At 68.6% G+C, this 18,354-nt stretch carries 18 protein-coding genes; 11 read left to right on the top strand and 7 right to left on the bottom strand.

The genetic code is table 11. From position 1 onward, the window contains the following. Positions 1–136: 136 nt before the first annotated feature. Positions 137–595: a CGNR zinc finger domain-containing protein gene (locus VM306_RS00040; RefSeq protein WP_325509947.1), complete on the bottom strand. Its 459-nt coding sequence runs from the start codon at positions 593–595 to the stop codon at positions 137–139. 45 nt (positions 596–640) lie between these two features. Here VM306_RS00040 and VM306_RS00045 point away from each other — a divergent pair, with 45 nt between their 5' ends. From VM306_RS00045 to VM306_RS00055, 3 genes are all read left to right on the top strand, one after another. Next, positions 641–1,477: an alpha/beta hydrolase gene (locus VM306_RS00045; RefSeq protein ID WP_325509949.1), complete on the top strand. Its 837-nt coding sequence runs from the start codon at positions 641–643 to the stop codon at positions 1,475–1,477. A gap of 74 nt (positions 1,478–1,551) precedes the next feature. Continuing rightward, positions 1,552–4,068, top strand: a complete 2,517-nt coding sequence (locus tag VM306_RS00050; protein WP_325509951.1) for a PEP/pyruvate-binding domain-containing protein — start codon at positions 1,552–1,554, stop codon at positions 4,066–4,068. Positions 4,069–4,078: 10 nt separating this feature from the next. Continuing rightward, positions 4,079–4,753 (top strand): EcsC family protein, encoded by a 675-nt coding sequence (locus VM306_RS00055; RefSeq protein WP_325509953.1) that lies wholly within the window; start codon positions 4,079–4,081, stop codon positions 4,751–4,753. Here VM306_RS00055 and VM306_RS00060 read toward each other — a convergent pair. Beyond that, entirely contained in the window at positions 4,750–5,508 is a 759-nt protein-coding gene (locus VM306_RS00060) for a DUF4239 domain-containing protein (RefSeq protein ID WP_325509955.1), read from the bottom strand. The genes VM306_RS00055 and VM306_RS00060 overlap by 4 nt on opposite strands. An 88-nt stretch (positions 5,509–5,596) precedes the next feature. Between VM306_RS00060 and VM306_RS00065 the strand changes: the two genes are divergently transcribed. The 6 genes from VM306_RS00065 (at position 5,597) to VM306_RS00090 (ending at position 10,448) form a co-directional block, all read left to right on the top strand. After that, positions 5,597–6,793, top strand: coding sequence for a DUF6923 family protein (locus VM306_RS00065; protein WP_414672303.1), 1,197 nt, complete (start codon positions 5,597–5,599; stop codon positions 6,791–6,793). 190 nt (positions 6,794–6,983) lie between these two features. After that, positions 6,984–7,145, top strand: coding sequence for a hypothetical protein (locus VM306_RS00070; protein ID WP_325509959.1), 162 nt, complete (start codon positions 6,984–6,986; stop codon positions 7,143–7,145). Between the two features lie 147 nt (positions 7,146–7,292). Continuing rightward, a complete protein-coding gene (locus tag VM306_RS00075) occupies positions 7,293–7,721 on the top strand; it encodes a CBS domain-containing protein (RefSeq protein WP_325509961.1) in 429 nt (142 codons plus the stop codon). A gap of 24 nt (positions 7,722–7,745) precedes the next feature. Next, complete coding sequence (locus VM306_RS00080) at positions 7,746–8,675, top strand: MBL fold metallo-hydrolase (RefSeq protein ID WP_325509963.1); 930 nt, start codon at positions 7,746–7,748, stop codon at positions 8,673–8,675. A 176-nt stretch (positions 8,676–8,851) separates the two neighbouring features. Beyond that, positions 8,852–9,817, top strand: a complete 966-nt coding sequence (locus VM306_RS00085) for a DUF3500 domain-containing protein (RefSeq protein ID WP_325509965.1) — start codon at positions 8,852–8,854, stop codon at positions 9,815–9,817. Between the two features lie 13 nt (positions 9,818–9,830). Beyond that, positions 9,831–10,448: an endonuclease V gene (locus tag VM306_RS00090; protein WP_325509967.1), complete on the top strand. Its 618-nt coding sequence runs from the start codon at positions 9,831–9,833 to the stop codon at positions 10,446–10,448. Here VM306_RS00090 and lspA read toward each other — a convergent pair. Genes lspA through VM306_RS00105 form a run of 3 tightly spaced genes read right to left on the bottom strand, consistent with a single transcriptional unit; the run spans position 10,420 to position 12,760 of the window. Next, on the bottom strand, positions 10,420–10,905 hold the full coding sequence (lspA, locus tag VM306_RS00095) for a signal peptidase II (RefSeq protein ID WP_325509969.1): 486 nt from the start codon (positions 10,903–10,905) through the stop codon (positions 10,420–10,422). The two genes, VM306_RS00090 and lspA, sit on opposite strands and share 29 nt — an antisense overlap. A 49-nt stretch (positions 10,906–10,954) precedes the next feature. Beyond that, a complete protein-coding gene (locus VM306_RS00100; protein ID WP_325509971.1) occupies positions 10,955–11,422 on the bottom strand; it encodes a nuclear transport factor 2 family protein in 468 nt (155 codons plus the stop codon). Between the two features lie 33 nt (positions 11,423–11,455). Next, on the bottom strand, positions 11,456–12,760 hold the full coding sequence (locus VM306_RS00105) for a 6-phospho-beta-glucosidase (protein ID WP_325509973.1): 1,305 nt from the start codon (positions 12,758–12,760) through the stop codon (positions 11,456–11,458). A 336-nt stretch (positions 12,761–13,096) separates the two neighbouring features. Between VM306_RS00105 and VM306_RS00110 the strand changes: the two genes are divergently transcribed. Then, positions 13,097–15,121, top strand: a complete 2,025-nt coding sequence (locus tag VM306_RS00110) for a helicase (RefSeq protein WP_325509975.1) — start codon at positions 13,097–13,099, stop codon at positions 15,119–15,121. Here the strand turns inward: VM306_RS00110 and cutA are convergent. Continuing rightward, a complete protein-coding gene (gene cutA / locus VM306_RS00115; RefSeq protein WP_325509977.1) occupies positions 15,100–15,399 on the bottom strand; it encodes a divalent-cation tolerance protein CutA in 300 nt (99 codons plus the stop codon). The two genes, VM306_RS00110 and cutA, sit on opposite strands and share 22 nt — an antisense overlap. 14 nt (positions 15,400–15,413) lie before the next feature. Continuing rightward, positions 15,414–16,415: an adenosine deaminase gene (gene add / locus VM306_RS00120; RefSeq protein ID WP_325509979.1), complete on the bottom strand. Its 1,002-nt coding sequence runs from the start codon at positions 16,413–16,415 to the stop codon at positions 15,414–15,416. A 108-nt stretch (positions 16,416–16,523) separates the two neighbouring features. Here add and VM306_RS00125 point away from each other — a divergent pair, with 108 nt between their 5' ends. Then, entirely contained in the window at positions 16,524–18,323 is a 1,800-nt protein-coding gene (locus VM306_RS00125) for a Xaa-Pro dipeptidyl-peptidase (RefSeq protein ID WP_325509981.1), read from the top strand. Positions 18,324–18,354: the final 31 nt, after the last annotated feature.

Below are 18,354 nucleotides of genomic sequence, written 5' to 3' on the forward strand. Positions count from 1 at the left end.
ACCGCGCCGCGATCACGACGTGCGTCGAAGCAGGCGGTGACGTCGACACGACAGCCGCGATCGTCGGTGGCATCATCGCGACCCCGCCGCCGGAGTGGGTCGCGGAACGCGAACCCCTCCCGGACTGGGTGAGCCGCTAGTCCTTGTGCCGCTGGTAGTACCGCGCCACCCGCACCCGGTTCCCGCACGTCGCGGGATCGCACCACCGGCGTCGCGGGTGCGCGGGCACGAACAGCAGCCGGCACCCCGGCCCCTCGCACGACTTCACCTTCCGCACGGCCGGTGACGCCAGCAGTTCCGCCGCCGCGCCCGCCAGCAGGGCGAGCGTCCGCGCGACCTCGTCACCCTCCCGCTCCCGCGCGACCACGACGCCGTCGCTCCAGGTCAGCACCTCGAACGACGGCGCACCGCGCAACGCCGCGTTCAACGGCGCCAAGTCCGGTTCCAGGCCGTCCCGCGCGGCGAGCACCGCCGCCTCCACCTGGCCGCGCAGCGCCACGACCTCCTCCGACCAGGGCAAACCCTGCGAATGCAACCACTCCCCCAAGTGGTCGTCCTCGGAGGTCAGCGTGTTGACGAAGTCGATCGCGAGCACCTTCTAACTGTACAACACGCGAAGTACCCATTAGCCTAATGCGTCATGACCACAAGAACCCATGTGACGAGGTACCGGTCCGTCGACGTCGACGGCATCACCGTCTTCTACCGGGAGGCGGGCGACCCGGCGAAGCCCAAACTCCTGCTCCTGCACGGCTTCCCGTCCGCCTCGCACCAGTACGCGCGGCTCATCGAGGAGCTCAGGGGCGACTTCCACATCGTCGCCCCCGATCACCCCGGCTCCGGTCACAGCGACGCGCCCGACCGGCCTCACACCTTCGACCTCCTCGCCGACACGGTCGAGAAGTTCCTGCGGGCCATCGATTTCACCGGTTTCACGATGTACGTCTTCGACTTCGGCGCGCCCGTCGGCTTCCGCGTCGCGACCCGGCACCCCGAGTGGGTCAAGGGCCTGATCGTCCAGAACGGCAACGCCTACGAGGACGGCCTGTCCGACCTCGCCTGGAGCTTCATCCGCAACCGCGACCCGCAGGCCGCCCGCGACCTGCTCGCGCTGGAGCACACGAAGTTCGGCTACCTCGAAGGCGCGCGGGACCCCGAGACGATCTCGCCCGACACGTGGACGCTCGACCAGCACTACCTCGACCTGCGCCCGCAGCCCCAGATCGACCTCTTCCTCGACTACCGCTCCAACGTCGCGCAGTACCCGCGGTGGCAGGCCTACCTGCGTGAGCACCAGCCGCCGACGCTGATCACGTGGGGCAGGGGCGACCCGTTCTTCCTCGAGCCCGGTGCGAAGGCCTACCTGCGCGACCTGCCGGACGCCCGGCTGCACCTGCTCGACACCGGCCACTTCGCGCTGGAGGAGGACCTCGAGGTGATCGCCGCGCTGATCAGGGAGTTCGTCCCGGAGGCATGATTTATTCATCACGTGTTGAGTTTTTGGCCGAACGCTCGTAGCCTCCTCTTCAGGCGGAACCCGGAGGGGGAACCATGGCGTTCACCATCGACTTCAGCGGTGTCGACCGCACGATGCTCGCGGTAGTGGGCGGCAAGGCCGCGAACCTAGGCGAGCTCACCAGGGCGGGCTTCCCGGTGCCGCCGGGTTTCTGCGTCACCACGGACGCCTACCGCGCCGTCGCCGAAGCCGAAGAGCTGGCGCGCACCACTCCGGAGAACGCCCGCGGGACGTTGCTGAAAATCGCTGTGCCGCAGGAGATCCGGGACGCGATCGTCACCGGGTACCGCGGGCTCGGCGATGGCGCCCCCGTCGCGGTGCGGTCCAGCGCGACGGCCGAGGACCTGCCGTTCGCGAGCTTCGCAGGCCAGCAGGACACGTTCCTCAACGTCGTCGGCGAGGCCGAGGTGGTCGCCGCGGTGCGCCGGTGCTGGGCCTCGCTGTGGACCGACCGCGCGGTCAGCTACCGCGAGACCAACGGAATCGACCACACCACGACCTATCTCGCCGTTGTGGTGCAACGGATGGTGCAGTCCGCGGTGTCCGGCGTGATGTTCACGGCGAACCCGGTCACCGGCAAGCGCGACCAGGTCGTCATCGACGCGAGCCCCGGACTCGGCGAGGCCGTCGTGTCCGGCGCGGTCAACCCGGACCACTTCGTCGTCGACGGCAGTGAGATCGCCGAGAAGCGGCTGGGGGACAAGAGGTTCGTCATCCGTTCGTTGTCCGGTGGCGGCACCGAGCACGTCGAGGTCGGCGAGAACGACGATCCGTGCCTCACCGACGGGCAGATCCACGCGCTCGCCGATCTCGGCCGCGAGGTGCAGCGGCACTACGGCGCGCCGCAGGACATCGAGTGGGCGATCGACCCCGACGGCGACCTGCGCCTCACCCAGGCGCGGCCGATCACGACGCTGTTCCCGTTGCCGGACAACCCCGACGGCGACGCGCACGTGTACTTCTGCTTCAGTCTCGCGCAGGGCCTCGAACGGCCGATCACGCCGATGGGGCGCGCGGCGTTCCGCGAGATCTCCCGGTCCGCCCTTGAGATCGTGATCGGAGACCCGGCCAGCAAGTCCTATGTGGAGGCCGGTGAGCGGATCTTCCTGGACGCCACGAAGGTGTTGCGCAGCAAGGTGGGCCGCGAGTTCGTGACGCGCCTGCTCGGCGTGATGGAGGCGAGGTCCTCCGAGGTGTTGCGCGGCCTGTTCGACGACCCGAGGTTCGCGATCAGGAGCTCCTCGCCGATGCCCGCGCTGAAGCGGGTGCTGCGGCTCGCACGCCGGTTCCACGTACCCGTGACGGCCGTGAAAGCGTTGGTCAACCCGGACAAGGCCGTGCGGAACGCGTTGCGGATGGAACGCGAGGTCCTGGAGAAGTCCGCGACCCTCTCGATCGAACAGGCGCTGCGGCAGTGCGTCGTGCCCATGCTGCCGAGGCTCGCGCCGACCGCGTTGGTCGGGTTCGCGATGCTCGGCCTCGTCAGCAAGGTCGTCAGGACGAAGCCGGGGGAGCTGCAGACCGTGCTGCGCGGCCTGCCCAACAACATCACCACCGAGATGGATCTGGCGATGTGGGGTGTCACGCAGGAGATCCGCCATGATCCCGTTGCGCTGGAACAGTTCCGCAACGGGGAACTGCCCGCCGTGCTGGACGGGTTCCTCGCCAGGTGGGGACACCGCGCCGTCGCCGAGATCGACCTCGGCCTGCCCCGGTGGTCCGACGACCCGGCGCACGTCGTAGGTGTCGTGCGGAACTTCCTGCTCCTGGAAGGGGACGGGGCCAAACCCGACGCGGTGTTCGCGCGCGGCGCCACCGAAGCCGAGGCGATGATCGAGACGCTCGCCCGGCGGGCGTGGGGACGCGGCTGGCTGGTGCGCTTCGCGTTGCGCCGCACCAGAGTGCTCGCCGGACTGCGGGAGTACCCGAAGTACCTGGTCATCACGCTGTTCGGCGCACTGCGCAAGCGGATCTCGGAGGCCGGCGGCCTGCTCGCCGCCGACGGCCGCCTCGACGCCGCGGACGACGTGTTCTTCCTGAACTTCGAGGAAATGCGCTCCGCGCAAGGAGATCTGCGCGCGATCGTGGCCGGGCGGCGCGAGGTCTACGACCGCGAGATGCGGCGCAGGCGCATCCCGCGCGTGCTGCTGTCGGACGGGACAGAGCCCGAAGCGGTCCACCACGGCGTTCCCGCGGAGGGCGACCTCGTCGGCACGCCGGCGTCGGCGGGCACCGTCACCGGCATCGCGCGGGTCGTCATGGACCCGGTCGGCGCACACCTCGAACCCGGCGAGATCCTCGTGGCGCCGTCGACGGATCCGGGGTGGACGCCGTTGTTCCTGACGGCAGGTGGCCTGGTGATGGAGATGGGCGGCGCGAACTCGCACGGTGCCGTCGTGGCCAGGGAGTACGGGATTCCGGCGGTCGTCGGCGTCCGCGAGGCCGTGACGAGGATCAGGACCGGTGAGCGGATCACCGTGGACGGCGGTACGGGCGCGGTGATCACGGCCGACTCGCCTGTCGAGGTCTCACGGCGCGTGCCGGACGCGTAATCTCGGAGGCGTGGCTGAGTCCAAGGGTGAGCTGAGCAAGGTCCAGCAGGGCATCGCCGACTACCTGCTGCGCGCGGGTGTGGACGGCTTCGGGCCGTTCAAGAGCGCCCGTGAGGCCGCGTCGGACGCGCTCGCCAAGAAGGGCGACGAGAACTCCGCGATCAGGCACCTCATCCGCACCCACGTCGCGCTGGCAGGCGCGCAGGGCTTCATCACGAACCTCGGCGGCCTGATCACGCTGCCAGTCTCGTTGCCGTCCAACATCGCGGCGTCGTACGTCATCCAGACGCACCTCATCGCGTCCATCGCGTCGTTGCGCGGCCACGACGTGGACAGCGAAGAGGTGCAGACGGCCATCCTGCTCTGCCTGCTCGGCAACGCCGGAACCGAGCTGTTCAAGAAAGTCGGCATCAAGCAGTTCACCAAGAAGGCCGCCTCGGCACTCATCACGAAATACGGTACGAAAAAGCTCGGCAGCATCGTCGCGAAGGGCGTTCCGGTGCTCGGCGGCGTCATCGGCGGTGGCGTCGACGCCGCCTCGACCCGCGCGGTCGGCGCATTCGCGAACCGCTACTTCACCCAGTCGGAACTGCTGCCGGAGACGGACCCGTCGCCGAAGGTCATCGACGGCGAAGTGCTGCACGTGGAGATCGACGAGGCGGACGGGGCGACCGATTCGCGTTAGCTCAGCCGGTCACGTGCGGAGCTGAAAGCGTCCGACGGGATGAGCACACCTCCGCTGTAGGGGTTCTGCAGTTCGTAGATCGCGAACAGCAGCAGCACCAGCGTCGAGGCCAGCGTGACCGTGAAGAGCAGCTGCGAGACCAGGTTCGGTCCTCCGAACAGGAACGGGAAGAGCAGCGACAGCAGCGTGCCGATCACCAGCGCGAGCCACACGACGGGGTTGACGCCGTTGTCCGCCGCGTCCAGCCGCTCCTGCCTGGCCTGGTAGACGTCCCAGAGCTGGTTCGCGGCCTCGGTCTTGCGGTCCTCCTGCCAGCCGCCTTCGGGCGCGGTCGTCGCGACCGTCTCCTTCAGCTGGTTCAACAGGACCCAGCCCCGGTTGTCGACGTTCTCGCCCTCGCGCATGCGCGGCCACTCGTCCTGCACGACGGTCGAGACGTAGTCGCGGCTGAGCTGGTCCACCCTGGACTTCGCGGGCTCGGGCAGGGACGCGGACGACCAGTTGAGGGCGACGAGCGCGTTGGCCTCCTTCTGCACCTGCTCCTCCGCGCGGTTGGCGGCGTCGAAGAGCGAGATCAGGATGAACGCGGTCAGCACGGCGTGCAGACCGGCGACGATGCTGAACACCGAGCCGCCCGCGGCGAGGTTCTTCTCGCTCACCTCGTCCGAGCCGAACCGGCGGGTGATGACGACGAGCACGGCGGAGATGATCGCGGCACCCAGAACCCAGAGCGTGCCGCTGAGGTAAATGCTCAATTCGGCTCCTTTCTTGGTGTGGGATTAGACCACGGTCTACTGTGGCCGGTACAGCACGGTCTGGTTGACGAGTAACGGTCAGGTGGAAATGCGCGGCAACAGCTGCAATACCCGGTTGTCGTATCGGGCTGCTCCATCCCGGTGGCGGCGCGATTTGCTCGCGTTGAGCGCCGCGTCGACCCTTGTGGTGCTTTCCGTGCCGTTCACCAGCGCCGTTGCGCATGCCGCTCCGCCGAACTGTGACGCTTATCAAGTACGTTCACTCAATCGGGGAAACTTTTCGACATTCTCGGCACTCGACGTGTCATCCGGTGGAGTGACAGAAATAGCTCGACTGGACTACGCGGTGAATGCGATGGGGTACTCGTCCGCACTCGGTCGCCTGGTCGGGCTGACCTCCCGGGGCCACCACTGGTGGAAGAACCCGTCGCACGTCGTCCTGATCGACACGAAAGGCGCGGTCAACGACCTCGGACCCGTTGACGCGCACTGGTTCCGCACCGACGACGTGTCCGCGGGCGCCGTCGTCGGCACCACGTTCTACGTGCGCGACCACGCGCTGCTGCACGCGATCGACATCGACCCGGCCAGCCCGTCCTACCTCAAGATCGTGCGGACCGTCGTGCTGGGCTGGCCCGCGCTCACGCTCGACGACTTCGCGCCGGACCCGGTGAGCGGGAAGCTGACCGGGGTGTCGGCGGCGGGCCACGGGCCGGGCGAGGTCGTCACGTTCGACCCGGCGACCGGGCGGGTGCTTGCCAGGACCGAGATCGCCGGCCTGCCCGGCAAGTCCACGTACGGCGCCGCCGTGATCGACCCGGCGGGCACCGTCTACGCCGTCAACAACGGCTACAAGGGCCGCAGCCGCGTCTACCGGATCGCCGGGACGTCCGCGGTCGAGCTGTCGTCGGGCGAGCAGATGGGCATGATCGACGCGGCGGGCTGCCTGCCGAAGCCGATGCCGCCCCGCGTCGACCCTCCCGCGCCCCGTCCCGAGGTGCCGCTGCCACCCGCGCCCGCCCCGGCGCCCGCACCTGTGCCAGTCCCCGTCCAGGCCCCCGCCGTCGCACCGGTCGTCACGCCGCCTCCGGTGGTGGCGACGCCGCCTTCCGTTGCGCCGCAACCGGTTCCGGTGCGCGCGGCACGGCAGAAGTCCGAGCCGCGCGAGGACCTCTCACCGGAGGCCGAGTCGACGCCGCTGACCAAGTCGCGCAAGTGGGCGATGGTGACGATCGTCCTGGTGATGCTCGGCGCCGGAGCGGCGGCGGCCCGGGCTCGCGGTTAATTCGGTTGGCGTGACACGACGACGTCGCTAGCGTTGCGGCCATGTACTTCAGCTGATGAAGCCCCGCAGCGCTCTTGACGCTCGCTTCGCGACCCTCTGTCGCGTGTGGTGACCCTTCCGCGGGTCCTTCTCTCACGGCCGTCGTCTTCGCCGTGTTCTTTGCACGCCCTCGTCACGAGGAGGCTTTCGCATGCCTGCCACCACTCCGCCCGAGCCGGGCAACCGCGCCGCACGCCGCGCGCAGAAGCGCGGCAAGCAGGACCAGAACCCGCACTTCCCGCTGCCGCAGCAGCGTGCGCCGATGGTCCAGCCGCGCCAGTTCGCGACCCGTCGCCGCGGGGGAACCGCGTAGCCGACGCCGAACCAGGCGCGACACCGCGGGGGACGCGTTCGGTCATTCGAGCGCGTCCCCTGCTCTCTTGGGGGCACGACCTCCCGTTCTGTCCGGATCCGATCTAGCCTGAGTTGCCTACCGGACCGACCGGATCGGAGGCGCCAGATGAGGATTGCTGACGTTGTGCGGGCCAAGGGATCGGCGGTCGCGACGATCGACCAGGACCGATCGGTGTCCGAGTTGCTCAGAACGCTGGCCGACCACAACGTCGGCGCGATCGTCGTCGTGGGCCCGTCCGGCGTGACGGGCATCGTGTCGGAGCGCGACGTCGTCCGCCACCTGCACGAGACGGGCGCGGACCTGTTGTCCGCCCCGGTCTCGTCGATCATGACCGTCGACGTCTACACCTGCTCGCCCACGGACACCGTGGACGACCTCACGGTCGTCATGACCGAACGGCGCTTCCGGCACGTGCCCGTGATGTCCGACGGGCAACTGGTCGGCATCGTCAGCATCGGCGACGTGGTGAAGAGCCGGATCGGACAGCTCGAAAAGACCCACGAGCAGCTGCAGGCCTACATCGCCCAGGGCTGACCCGGCCTCACTACGCTTGATCGGGTGATTTCCTCCTCGGACCGGCCCGAACTGGTGTCAGTGGCTCCCGGCGTCCACGCCTACATCCAGCCCGACGGGTCCTGGATGATCAACAACACCGGCGTGGTCGTCGGCGACGACGACTCGCTGCTGCTCGTGGACACCACGTCCACCGAGGCGCGCAACCGCGCGTTGTTCGCCTCGGTGGCGTCGGTGAACGCGTCCGACCCTCGTTATGTGGTCAACACCCACCACCACGGCGACCACACCTTCGGCAACTGGCTCCTCCCGCCGTCGACCACGATCATCGGCCACGACGCCTGCCGCGAAGAGGTCCTGGCAGCCGGCCTGATCGCCTCCCAGGTGCTGGCGGGCCCGGACTACGGTCACCTCGAGGTCCGCCCGCCGTCGCTGACCTACACCTCGTCCCTGACGCTGCACCTCGGCACCCGAGTGGTCGAGCTGCACCACCCCGGCCCGGCGCACACCCGCGGCGACACCGTCGTGTGGCTGCCGGCCGACCGCGTCCTGTTCACCGGCGACCTGGTCTTCGCGGGCGGCCAGCCGTTCCTCGCCGAGGGCAGCGTCCAGGGCTACCTGTCGGCGCTCGAGTTCCTGCGCTCGTTCGACGCCGAGGTCCTGGTCCCCGGCCACGGCCCGCTGCTGCGCGGCGAGGAGATCACCCGCGTCCTCGACGACCTCGTCGCCTACACGACGTACCTCTCCGAACTGGCCGCGACCGGCCACGCCGCCGGCAAGACCCCGATGCAGGTCGTCCGCGAGGCGGGGGAGTCGCGCTTCTCGTCGTGGCAGGAGTCCGAGCGCCTGGTCGGCAACCTCCACCGCGCCTACCACGAGCTCGACGGCAAGCCCCTGTCCGAACGCCTCGAACTAGTCCGCGTGTGGACGGACATGACGGAGCTCCACGGCGGCCCGATCGCCTGTCACGCCTGACCTCAACTGATATATCGGCTAACCGGCCGCCACTCTTGCACCCCACTCCTTTGCAACAGGACGTTTGTCGTCGACCGCAAACGTCCTGTTGCAAAGCAGACGCATGGACGTCGAGGATCGCGCGCCGCAGAACCGCTACCTGTGCCGCACACCCGCAGGGCCTATAAGTTCGAACGATGCTGCACGACGTCGCCGACGCCACGCGCCGATATATCAGCTCGCTCGACGTTGACCAGCGCGAACACGGGATCCGCGCGGTCACCGACGACGACCTGAGGCACCGCTGGGCATACACACCCGGTTCACGACCCGGCCTGGTGCTCGGCGACCTCCGGCGCGAACAACGCAAAGCGGTCCACGGCATGCTCGCGACGGTGCTCAGCCCACACGCCTACGCGCAGGCCGCGGCGGTCATGGCATTGGAGGACGTCCTCGACCACCGCGAGGGCGGACACCGCGACCGCCACAGCGGCGACTTCTGGACGATCCTCTTCGGCACCCCCGGCAGCGATGAACCATGGGGCTGGCGGATCGAAGGCCATCACCTGTCGGTGAACGTCGTCGTCGCCGACGGCCGCGTCTCGGCGACACCGTTCTTCCTCGGCGCGAATCCGGCCCGCGTCACCTACCGAGGCCACGTAGTAGGACAGCCGTTGCGCCTGGAGGAAGAGCTCGCCCGCGAACTCCTGGACCGCATGGGCCCGACCGCACGCCGCCTCGCCGTCGTGTCAGACACCGCGCCCCACGACATCCGCACCAGCAACTCCCCGCGCATCAGCCCGTCCGACCCGATCGGTGTGACGCCGGCGCGGCTGAGCAAGCCCGCCGGTGAGTTGCTGATCGACCTCGTCCGCTTCTACCTCGACCGGCTCGCGTTCGAGCTGGCCGACGAGGAGTTCGCGCAGATCGACCCAGACCGCCTCCACTTCTCGTGGGAAGGCTCGCTCCGCCGAGGAGAGGGCCACTACTACCGCGTCCAGGGCGCGGAACTGCTCATCGAGTACGACAACACGGCCAACGAGGCCAACCACATCCACACCGTCTGGCGTCGCCATTCGGGTGACTTCGGCGACGACCTCCTCGCGGCCCACTACGACGCGTCACGGCACACTGTCGCCCGTGGAGTGGCCAAGAACGGTTGACGACGCCGTTGCAATGCAAGAGCGCCTGCGCACGCGGGTGATCACCACTAGTCCCTCTGACCTGCGCATAGACACCGTCGCAGGCCTCGACGTCGGCTACCGTAGCAACGACACAGTTGCGGGCGTTTGCGTGGTACTAGATGCAAAGACGCTGGTCGTCCTCGACGAGGTCGTCGTCGAGGACAAGACGGACTTCCCCTACATCGCCGGGCTCTTCGCATTCCGGGAGATGCCGGTGCTGCTCCGCGCTCTCGATCAGGTGACCGTCGCACCGGACCTGTTGGTCGCGGACGGTCAGGGCCTCGCGCACCCGCGCCGGTTCGGTCTGGCGTGCCACCTCGGTGTGCACACCGGCATCCCGAGCATCGGCGTCGCCAAGAACGCGATGGGCACGTTCGAGCAACCCGGCGAGGAACGCGGGTCGACGAGCGACCTCGTCATGGACGACGAGGTCGTCGGAAAGGCACTGCGAACGCAGGACGGCGTGAAGCCCGTCTTCGTGTCGGTCGGCCACAAGATCGACCTGAACCGGGCGTGCGCCGAGGTGCTGCGCCTCGCCCCGCGCTACCGGCTGCCCGAGACGACCCGTCGCGCCGACACGCTCACGCGGCAGGCTGTTTCGTCGGGGTGAAGCTCAGCAGCACGAGCAGGATCGCGCCGCAGACCAGCGCGATGTCCGCGACGTTGCCGACGAACCAGCCGTTGTAGTCGATGAAGTCGACGACGTGCCCGCGCGCGAAACCCGGCGGCCGGAACAGCCGGTCGAGCAGGTGCGTCGTCGCGCCGCCCAGCATCAACGCGAGCGCCGCCGCCCGCAGCCTCGTCTGCGGCTGCAGGCCGTACCGCGCGAGCATCACGACGGCGACGGCCGCGACGATGGTGAAGATCCACGTCGACCCCGCGCCGATCGAGAACGCGGCACCGGGGTTGTAGAGGAGCCTGAGCTGCAGGAAATCCCCGATCACGGGGATGGGCGCGCGGCCGGTCAACGCGCTCTCGGCCCAGAACTTCGTGGCCTGGTCCAGCAGCAGCACGAGCACGGCGATACCCACGACGAGCGGCACGCGGCGAGAGGTGGTGGTGTCCATTTGCGGACGAGCGTAGTTAAGAACACCACCACTCGGCACTAGACCCTGGTCACGCGGCGAACGCATCGACGTCATCGACCTCGGCACCCGCGAGGAAATCCTCCTCCAGCGTGGCCGATCGCTCGTTGGTGTCGTAGTCGACGCAGATGCGCCACCGTCCGTCGGTGCGTCGCGCATATGTATGGAAGCGACCGTAGAACGTGCGTTGGTCACCGTCCGCTCGCGTCGCCACGATCTGGAAGAGACCGCGTTCGCTCGCGAGGTCGTTGGCCACGATGCGCTCGATGAACCGGAACGAGATGGCCACGGAGCTACCGCGGTCGGCGAGCTCGGCGAACCACTTCTCGATCTGGTCCGAGTACTCCGCGAACCCGATCATCTGCTTGGTCGGTCCGCCGGCGCGGACGAGCTCCGGCGCGTGCAGCGCGAGGAACGCCGGTGCGTCCAGCCGCGAGTAGGACAGCCGGAACGGAAGCCAGATGTCGCCGTTGAGCTGCCGCAGTAAGTCGGTGTCCACGGCATCGGACGCTAGCGCGGGCACCGCCTCGTTTCACCCGATATTCGGCGCCCGCTCCCCGCCGAACAGGAACGGGTGGGTGTCGACGATCTTGCGGGCGACGGTGACGGAGTCCACCAGTGGATGCAGTGCGAGCGCCTTCACCGCATGCGCGCGCTCGCCACTGATCGCGGCCTTGATGGTGGCGCGCTCGACGGCCTTCAACGAGGTGACGAGTCCGACGCCCTCGTCAGGCACCTGGCTGACCGCGACAGGCCGCGCGCCGTTGGCGTCGACCAGGCTCGGCACCTCGACGACGGCGTCGGCGTCCAGACACGTCAACGTCGTCCGGTTCGGAACGTTGAGGATCAGGGTGGCCTGCTTGTCGGACGCGATGGCGTGCATCAGCTCGAGCGCGACCTGGTCATAACCACCGCCGTCGAGGTCGTCGGCGTCTCGTTCCTCATCGCGCGTCTCGGCCATGTAGGTCTGCTCGCGTTCGAGGCGCGTCCGCTCCCAGCTCTCCAACGACGGCGCGGCGTAGAACCGTTTCTGCTGCTCCAACAGGAAAGCCCCGCGCGACGCACCGGCCGCCACTGCCTCACGCGTGAAGTAGTAGTAGTGCAGGTACTCGTTCGGGATGGCGCCCAACGCGCGCAGCCACTCGGCGCCGAAGAGCTTGCCCTCCTCGAACGACTCCAGTTGCTCGGTGTCAGCGAGCAGCCCCGGCAGCACGTCATGCCCGCGTACGTGAACACCGCGCAGCCAGCCCAGGTGGTTGAGCCCGGCGTAGTCGAGCCACACGTCCTCGAGACTCACGCCCGCGGCACGCGCGACCCGCCTGCCGAGCCCGACGGGGGAGTCGCAGATACCGATCACGCGGTTGCCGAGGTGCGCCGACATCGCCTCGGTGACCATGCCCGCGGGGTTGGTGAAGTTGATGACCCACGCATCCGGCGCGTGCACTGATACACGACGCGCGATGTCGAGCGCGACGGGAACGGTGCGCAGCCCGTAGGCGACGCCGCCAGCCCCGACCGTCTCCTGTCCGAGCACCCCGCATCCCGCCGCGACGGTCTCGTCGGCCGCGCGCCCGTCGAGCCCGCCGACGCGGATCGCCGAGAACACGAAGTCCGCTCCCCGCACCGCCTCGTCGAGGTTGGTCGAAGTCGTCACGGCTGGCGCGTCCGGCACGTTGGCCACGAGCTCGGCGAGGACGCCGCCCACGGCCGCGAGCCGGGAAGCGTCGAGGTCGTGCAGTACGACCTCGGTGACGCGGCCGGGCGACCTGTCAGCGAGCAGCGCGCGGTACACCAGTGGCACGCGGAAGCCACCGCCACCCAGGATGACCAGCTTCATGCTTCGACCACGTCCATTCCGGCGTCTCCCGCAGTGCGCACGACATCGCCGATCTTACATTTCAGCTGCGGTGTGCGACGAATTGCTGGGAGGCCGGGCGAGTACTGCTCCGGCGGATCGAGTGCGACAGCCGGTCGTGTTCCCAGACCTGACCGTGGTGATGTAGCGGCGGAGGTGTTGTGCCAGCTCAGGCGCATGAGAGGTGCGGGCTGGGTGATCCCGGTGCGGACCGCGTTCAGGGTTCCGCGCACGACGAGATCGTGATAGAAAGAATGGCTTTGTGTTTTCGGAATGAATTTTCCGGGAAGACGGATTGATTGTATCACAGGGGGCAAGGTGTTGGCGAGCGAACAGGAACGGATCACCGCTCTGTATGAAAAGCTCGATCAGGAACGGAACAAAGCGGCCGCAGACCTAGCGGCCGCGCTGCGGGACACCACCACCCAGAGGCTGGACCGCGAAGCCGCCGTCGAGATGCTGACCAGGCAGGTCGGGAAGTACCGCGCGGCGGAGGAGGGGTTGTGCTTCGGCCGCATCGACTCGGAGAGAGGCGACTGCACCTACATCGGACGCGTCGGACTGTTCGACGACGACGTCGAACCGTTGTTGCTCGACTGGCGTGCACCGGCCGCGCGGCCGTTCTACACGGCGACCGCCGCGAACCCGGAAGGCGTCGTCCTGCGCCGGCACTTCCGCGTCCGTGACAGGGAATTGCGCGACTTCCACGACGACGAACTGCTGACAGACACGACCGCACTTCTCGACGCTCTCAACGCACCGCGCACGGCGACGATGCGCGACATCGTGTCGACTATCCAGGCCGAGCAGGACGAGATCATCCGCTACTCGGGCCCCGGCGTCCTGGTGATCGAGGGCGGTCCCGGTACCGGCAAGACCGCGGTGGCACTGCACCGCGTGGCATACCTGCTGTACACGCGTCGTGAACGCCTGTCGCGGCACGGTGTGCTGATCGTCGGTCCGAACACCGGCTTCCTGCGCTACGTCGGCGACGTCCTGCCGTCGCTCGGGGAGACCGACGTCGTGTTCGCGACGCCCGGCGAGCTCTACCCCGGTGTCGTCACCGACGTCGAGGACAGCCCGTCGTTGCAACGGATCAAGGGCGATCTCTCGGTTCTGGACCTGCTCGCCGTCGCCGTCGCCGACAGGCAGGAGCTCCCCGACGAGCCCATCGAGATCGAACTGGAGGACGTCGTCGTCCCGCTCGACGCGCACATCGCCGCCGTCGCGCGGGAGAAGACGCGCTACTACGACCTGCCGCACAACGCCGCCCGCAAGTACTTCTTCCTCGCGCTGGCCGAGGAGCTCGTCGCACCGGCGATGCGGCTGATCGGCGTCGACTGGCCGGAGATCGAGGAGGACGTGCGCCACGAGCTCCGCCACAGCTCCGAAGTGCGCGCCGCCGTCGACAGGCTTTGGCCGCTGCTCACCCCGGAACAACTGCTCGCCGACCTGTACGGGGGCCGCTGCTTCCGGATCGGCGCGCCGGAGCTGTATCGCGAGGACGCCGACGCGTGGACGGTGTCCGACATGCCGTTGCTCGACGAGCTCGCCGACCTGCTCGGTTCCGACGGCTCGGCGGAACGGGCGGCCAAGCGGGAGGAAGAGGAACAGCTCGAGTACGCCCGCGGCGTCATGGACGTCCTGTCCATCGACAGGCGCGCCGACTCCGACGAGTACATCGTCACCGACTTCGTCAACGCCGAGGTGCTGGTCACACGCCACGAGGTGCGCGATCACCGTTCTCTCGCCGAGCGCGCCGCCGAAGACCGCACTTGGACGTACGGGCACGTCGTCGTCGACGAGGCGCAAGAGCTGTCTGCAATGGACTGGCGCGTGCTGCTGCGGAGGTGTCCCAACAGGTCCATGACCGTTGTCGGTGACCTGGCCCAGCGCCAGTCGGCGGGTGGCGTCCGGAGCTGGGGTTCGGTGTTCGACCGGTTCGCCTACCGCTGCCTCGAGGTCAACTACCGCACGCCCGGCGAGATCATGGCGGTCGCGATCCCGGTCCTGAAGCTCGTCGACCCCGACGCGTCGGCGCCGGTGTCAGTGCGCAGGACCGGCGCACGCCCGTGGGCCCGCCGTGTGACTGATATATCGGCTGCCGTGCGCGCCGAGCTCGACGCGCACGCCGCCAAACGCGACGGCCGCACGATCGCCGTCATCGGCGACGGCTGGATGCCGCCGCGCGCGTCGAAAGGGCTGGAGTTCGACGTCGTCCTCGTTGTCGAACCGCAACGCATGTCACCCAGTGAGCTGTACGTGGCGCTGACGAGGGCGACGCAACGACTCGGCATCCTGCACACCGAGCCGTTGCCCCGTCACCTACGAGGTCTCCTCTGAGACCCATGCGAGGTAGTCGTTGTTGCCCCGGCCACGGAGGTGACGACGATCTCGGGCACGTCATAGGTGTGATGCGCCTTGATGTGCGCGACGAGTTCGTCGACGCGGATGGCGGACGTCTTCACGACGCACTGCCATTCCGCGTCGACGTGCACCTCGCCGTCCCACCGGTAGACGCTGCGAATCGGCACGATCTGCACACACGCGCCAAGGCGTGCCTCGACGACGTTCTTCGCCAACGTATCCGCGGCCTCGGCGGAGTCGACAGTCGTCGTCACCACGCACACACCACTCACAGCGCGTCGATCTCCTTCAACAACTGGTCCTTCAACTCGGCCGGTGCGTACGACGCGCGCACCGCGGCCCGTGCGAGACCGGCGAGGTCGTCCCGCCCGAACCCGAACCGCTCATGGCACAGCAGGTACTCGCGGTCGAGATCGGTGTGGAACATGCCGGGGTCGTCGGTGCTGATGGTCACCGGCACTCCCGCCTCCACGAGCCGCGGCAACGGGTGCTCGTCCAGCGACGACACCGCGCCCGTGCGGATGTTCGACGTCGGACAGACCTCGACGACGACACCCTCGTCAGCGAGGTGCCGCAGCAACTCCGGATCCCGCACCGCGCTGACGCCGTGCCCGATGCGTTCCGCCCGCAGGTCGCGCACCGCCGCCCAGATCTCGCTCGGCGGCGTCGTCTCACCGGCATGCGGCACCATGTGCAACCCGGCGTCGCGCGCCATCGCGAACGCCTCGCGGAACTTCGCCCGGGGCGCGTCCGACTCGAAGCCGCCCAGCCCGAACCCGACCAGACCCTCCGGCCGGTGGTCCGCCGCGAACCGCGCACTCGTCATGCCCCAGTCGTGGTCCCAGATCCCGGGCACGTCGAAGATCCACTGCAACGTCACACCGTGCACCGCGAGCGCTTCCTCACGGGCCGCCGCCAACGCCTCGACGAGCTCCTCGGGCGGGATGCCGGCCCGCAGGTGGCTCGTCGCGCTGATCGTCAGCTCCGCGTAGCGGATGTTGGTGCGCGCGGCGTCACGGGCGTAGCCGACGATCAGGGTGCGGACGTCCTCGCCGGTGGTGACGAGGTCGCTGACCAAGCCGTACGCGGTGATGAAGTGCTTGAAGTCCGTGAACTCGTAGAACTCCCGCAGCGCTTCCTCGTCGGTCGGCACGGGCCCGCCGGGGTGGTTGCGGGCGAGTGCGAGGACGGTGTCGGCGGAAGCCGCGCCCACGAGGTGGACGTGCAGCTCGGCCTTCGGCAAGGCGCGGACGAAGTCGGAAATGTGCACGGCCCATGCTCTCAGGTCAAGGGCCGTTCGACGGGTGACATGTCTTGCAGTCAGGGGAGAGGGTGCAGGTCGAATCCCTGTCCCCGGCTTCCGCATTGGGGGTGCCTCGTGAGGGGCGCACGAAGAGTCGCACTGCTGACAGCGGTGCTAGTTCTGCCATTCCTGCCCACGACGGCCCAGGCCGCGGAAGGGCCGGTGTTCCAGGATGGTGAGGCGCAATCCGTCTTCGACCCGAAGGACGTGGTGAAGGAGAGCCTCTGGGTCCGCGCGCCGGTCGACAGCGACCGCGACGGCAAGGACGACGAGGTCTACACCGAGGTCGTCCGGCCGCGTGCCACGGAACGCGGCCTCAAAGTGCCCGTCGTCTACATGGTCAGCCCCTACTTCTCGGGCGGCAACGACGTCGCCAACCACAACGTCGACGTCGAGCTGTACGTGCCGGACAAGCGCAACGGCCGTTTGCTGAAGTCCACTTCCGACGAACGCGTCACCGCCGCTCTGGGCCCGAACCCGATCACGTCGGGCCGCTACGAGGCCTACTTCATCGCACGCGGATACGCGGTCGTCTACGCCGAATCGCTCGGCACCGGCAAGTCGACGGGCTGCCCGACGACGGGTGACGTCAACGAGACGATCGGCGCGCGTGTCGTCGTCGACTGGCTCAACGGTCGTGCGTCGGCGCGCACCGCGACGGGCGAAGCGATCAAGGCGACTTGGTCGACGGGCAAGACCGGCATGATGGGCGTCTCCTACAACGGAACGCTCCCCAACGCCGTCGCTTCCACGGGCGTGCGCGGCCTTGAGGCCATCGTGCCGATCGCCGCGATCTCCAGCTGGTACGACTACTACCGCGCGGACGGCGCCGTCGTCGCCCCCGGCACGTTCCAGGGCGAGGACGCCGACGTGCTCGCCGAGTACGTCTACACGCGCGCGGACAGGGAGATCTGCAAGCCGGTCCTCGCGGAGATCGCGAAGGACCAGGACCGGATCACCGGCGACTACAACAAGTTCTGGGACGACCGGAACTACCTCAACGACGTCCGCAAGGTCCGCGCGGCCGTGCTCGCCGTCCACGGGCTCAACGACTCGAACGTCAAGATGACGCACGTCGAGCAGTGGTACTCGGCGTTGAAGAAGGTCGGTGTGCCGCACAAGATCTGGCTGCACCAGTCCGGGCACACGGACCCCGACACACTGCGGTCGGCCGAGTGGCGGCGCACGCTGAACCGCTGGTTCACCCAGTACCTGTGGGGTCATCGCAACGGCGTCGACAAGGAGCCGAAGGCGACGCTGCAGCGCGAGGACAAGACGTGGGTCGACGAGAAAGACTGGCCGGCTCCCGGCACGTCCGACGTGCGGCTGCGCCTGTCCGCGGGCGGATCGGCCAAGGGCGGGCTCGGAGTCCTGCCCGGCCGCGGCGTGGAAAAGCTGACCGACGACGCGACGAAGACGGCTGAGTCGTTGATCGACCAGCCGACGTCGCCGAACCGCCTCTCCTACGCCTCGGAACCGGCGCAGAAGCCGGTGCGGCTGTCCGGGAAGTCGACCGCGCACCTGCGGATCGCGTTCGACCGCCCTGCCGCCAACGTGACGACGCTCCTGGTCGACCGGGCCGCGGACGGCACGTCGCACGTCATCACGCGCGGCTCGACCGACCCGCAGAACAGGGAACGGCCGGACAGGACGTCGCCGATCAAGCCCGGCAAGTTCTACGACGTCGACGTGCCGATCGTGCCCGACGACTACGTCCTGCAGGCGGGGCACCGGCTCGAGTTCGTGCTGATCTCCAGCGACTACGACTACACCCTGCGCCCGCGGCCGGGCGCCGGCCTGTCGCTGGACCTGACCCGCACATCGGTGGAGCTGCCGGTCGTCGGCGGCTGGCGGAGCGTGTTCCAGGCGTTCTGAGGTGACGTCGCGCTTCGGTCCCTGATCGTCC

This window comes from Lentzea sp. (assembly GCF_035525475.1).
Taxonomy (GTDB): Bacteria; Actinomycetota; Actinomycetes; order Mycobacteriales; family Pseudonocardiaceae; genus Lentzea.